The sequence below is a fragment of the Galbibacter sp. genome, assembly GCF_035306585.1.
In the GTDB taxonomy this organism is placed as follows: Bacteria; Bacteroidota; Bacteroidia; order Flavobacteriales; family Flavobacteriaceae; genus Galbibacter.
Genome location: NZ_DATGNU010000107.1, coordinates 1 through 3745, shown reverse-complemented (window position 1 = coordinate 3745; position 3745 = coordinate 1). Strand labels below are relative to the sequence as shown.

General features: G+C 36.9%; 4 protein-coding genes. All 4 read left to right on the top strand.

Annotated elements, in window-relative coordinates:
- The coding region (locus VKY50_RS10160) for a Mur ligase domain-containing protein (protein ID WP_475404865.1) at window positions 1-795 on the top strand (795 nt) is incomplete at its 5' end.
- Between the two features lie 140 nt (window positions 796-935).
- Window positions 936-1634 carry a RadC family protein gene (gene radC / locus VKY50_RS10155; RefSeq protein ID WP_324301474.1) on the top strand — a complete coding sequence of 233 codons (699 nt, stop codon included), beginning with the start codon at window positions 936-938 and terminating at the stop codon, window positions 1632-1634.
- A gap of 1 nt (window position 1635) precedes the next feature.
- A complete protein-coding gene (locus VKY50_RS10150) occupies window positions 1636-2949 on the top strand; it encodes a polysaccharide deacetylase family protein (RefSeq protein WP_475404864.1) in 1314 nt (437 codons plus the stop codon).
- Window positions 2933-3625, top strand: coding sequence for a YjjG family noncanonical pyrimidine nucleotidase (locus VKY50_RS10145; RefSeq protein ID WP_324301470.1), 693 nt, complete (start codon window positions 2933-2935; stop codon window positions 3623-3625). The genes VKY50_RS10150 and VKY50_RS10145 overlap by 17 nt, the downstream gene beginning before the upstream one ends.
- Window positions 3626-3745: the final 120 nt, after the last annotated feature.

Here is a 3745-nt window from a genome sequence, read left to right as displayed (position 1 = left end):
GCTTGGGATCATATCAACGTCTTTGAGACCTTTGAAGATTATGTAGAGCAATTTAAAATCTATGTTGATTCAATAGTGGAGGGTGGAAGTATTACCTATAACGCCGAGGATCCTGAGGTGGCCAAGGTAGTGGAGAATTCTGAAAATCAAATTCGAAAAATACCGTACTTCACACCAGCGCATACTATAGAGGCTGGGATAACTTATCTAGAAACTCCGGAAGGTTCTATGCCTATTGAAGTTTTTGGAAAACATAACCTGAGTAATTTGGCAGGCGCAAAATGGATTTGTCAACACATGGGCGTCGATCAAGATGATTTTTACCAGGCCATTGCTAGCTTTAAAGGTGCCTCCAAACGCCTGGACAAACTTGCCGAGAATTCGAAAACCGTTATCTATAAAGATTTTGCACATGCTCCTAGTAAAGTGAAAGCAACCCTAGGTGCAGTAAAAGAGCAATATTCAAATAAAACAATCGTAGCGTGTCTTGAGCTACATACCTATAGCAGTTTGAACGCCACTTTTATAAAAGAATATAAAGATAGTCTAAACGCTGCGGATACAGCAGTTGTGTTTTATATACCCGAGGCTCTAGAGATCAAAAAACTCGATTCTCTGAGCAAGGATCAGATTAGAGCTGCTTTTGGACGCCAAGACTTAGTTATTTACACCAAGGCCGAAGACTTTAGTGACTTTATTTTTGATTTGAAACTTGATAATACCGCGCTACTTTTAATGAGTAGTGGGACTTATGGAGGATTGGATATGGATAAATTAAAGGCCAAGGTTTTGTAGTATTTCAATTCAGAAGCACATCGATCAAATTCATAAAGGTTTAGTTTTTATACTAAAAAAGCGCTTTTGTGTCTGCTTTTTGTTGATAAGTCCTTTAAGGCAGTAGGACAGATCATGCGGATGTTTAATACCTTTAAATCATGAAAGTGAATACTCCAAAAATATCAATTAGAAACTGGAGTGCAGATGATAGACCTAGGGAAAAGATGCTTTTAAAGGGTAAGGATGCACTGTCAGATGCAGAACTCATTGCCTTATTAATTGGCAGTGGTAATCGAAGGGAAAGTGCTGTAGATTTGTCGAAACGCATTTTAACAACTTCGAGAAATAGTCTAAGTGTACTAAGTAGGCTCTCCATTGAGCAACTCTCCAAATATAGTGGTATTGGCAAAGCTAAGGCCATTGCAATTGTGGCCGCATTAGAGTTAGGTAGAAGAAAACGTCTAGCCAAGGCACTTCCAGATCATGGGTTGTCGAATAGTGAAGAGGTATTCGAATTTATGCAACCTCGCATTGGTGAATTACCTCATGAGGAATTTTGGGTGATTTATTTAAACAATGCCAATAGGGTAGTTCATACTTTTCAGCTCAGTAAGGGAGGGATTACTGGAACTTTAGTGGATGTCAGATTGCTAATAAAGGAAGCAGTGCTTGTGGGTGCTGTTAGTTTGATATTGTCCCACAACCATCCATCGGGTACCTTGCGACCTAGTGAAGCGGATAGAAATATTACAGGAAAAATTAAAATTGCTTGCGATTCTATGGATATAAAAGTCCTAGATCACCTTATTATAACTGAAAAGTCTTATTTTAGTTTCAAAGACGAAGGAATCCTTTAATATGTTATTAGTTTACACCTATAGAATTACGCCGAGGGTTAATTATACCATGAAGCATATCATCTCAAGAATGCTGAATGTGGATATTCGCATCACCACTAAGGTGGAAGATTTTATTGCTCATAATGGTCCTAAGATTACTTATACTAGGCAACCTCTACAAAATGAATTTTTTATTAGAAGTCATGAGCTACTTTTTGAGCAAGGTATTTCGGATGTCGAAATTACTATAAATGATTGGGACGGGATCCCTTGTTTTTTTCCAACTACGGAAAGTTGTGCCCTTCCATTTGATATTTTCGCCGCTAGCTTTTATCTATTGAGTAGGTATGAAGAGTACCTACCACATGTAAAGGATGAACACGGAAGGTACCCTGTTACGGAAAGTTTGGCCTATCAACATAATTTTCTGGAAATACCAGTGGTGGATATTTGGGTGAAGCGTTTAAAAATCGCTCTTCAAAGACGCTTTCCTGAGCTTCAGTTCAAAACCAAGGAATATCAACAAACTTCCATTATGGATATTGCGGTGGCCTATGCCTATCGTAAAAAAGGAATTATTAGAACTATTGGAGCAACGCTCATTGATGTGTTTAAATTTAGATTGTCTAAGATTCTTGATAGGTATTTGGTATTGTTAGGATTTCGAGAGGATCCATATGATTTTTTCTTTCGTGTAAATCAGCTGCATAAACAATACCAATGTGAGGCGGTATTTTTCTTTTTAATGGCGGATTATTCGAATTACGATAAGAATATCTCGGTGATTAATTCTAGTTTTAAAACCTTAATTAAGTCGGTTGCCGATTATAGTATAGTATCCTTAATGGCTTCTTATAGAGGTTTTGACGATTTATCGGTTTTAAAAAAGGAACGGAGCCGACTGATTAATACCATCAATAGACCAGTAAAAAGAGTGCGTCAACGTTTTAATCGATTGCATATTCCAGAGACTTATAGACTTATGGTAGATGCTGGTTTTAATGAAGATTACACTATGGGATATACCAACGAGGTAGGCTTTAGAGCGGGAACCTGCAGTCCATTCTACTTTTACGACATAAGTTTTGAGGAGCAGATTCCAATACTTATCAATAGTTTTTGTGTTCAGTACACTAGTTTGTATAAGTTTAAAAGTGTGAGTAAAGCACAGGAGAAGCTACATGAGCTTTCTCAAAGAGTACAAGATGTTAACGGAGACTTTAATGTGGTATTCTCCAATGAGGTCTTACAGCTCAATAAACGTAATTCGTGGAAAGATCTATATATCAAATACTTAAAAATGAATCCAAAATATAATGAGCAGAAGTCTTGATATTACCGATGTGTTTTTTGACTTAGATCACACCCTTTGGGATTTTGAACGAAACTCCGAACTTACCTATCGCAAAATATTTAAAAATTACAACCTTCAGATACATCTGCCAGATTTTCTCAAAGTGTACGTTCCGATAAATACAAAATTATGGGGATTGTATCAGCTCGATAAGATCAGCAAACAAGAGCTTCGTTACCAACGATTAAAAATGAGTTTCGAGAAAATCAGATTCTCAGTAACAGACCAGGAGATAGATATTTTGGCCGATGATTATATAAAACACCTGACTACCTTTAATCATTTGTTTGATAATGCTAGGACCATTCTACAATATTTACAACCCAACTACAATCTACATATTATCACAAATGGTTTTGCGGAGGTTCAACAGGGGAAGCTTAAAAACGCTGGAATTGCTCATTACTTTGATGTGATCATGGATTCTGAAAGAGCGGGGGTTAAAAAGCCAAATCCTATAATTTTTGAAAAGGCCATGGATATTGCAAAGGTAGCTCCTAAAAATGCACTTATGGTGGGTGATAACTACGAGGTAGATATAATAGGGGCAAAGAATGTTGGGATGCATACTTTGTACTTCAACCCTTTGACCCCGAAAGGCCAAATGACTGATTTTGAAATCCAAGGATTGATCGAAATTAAAAATTACCTTTAACAGTATATAATAAAAGGGGTGCTATAACCGTTAAGATGATATGAAATTATTTGCCCGAAATTATCATGTTTATGTCTTTTACGCCTTTCTTCTGGTGATGAGTTCATGTGTTAAGGAGAT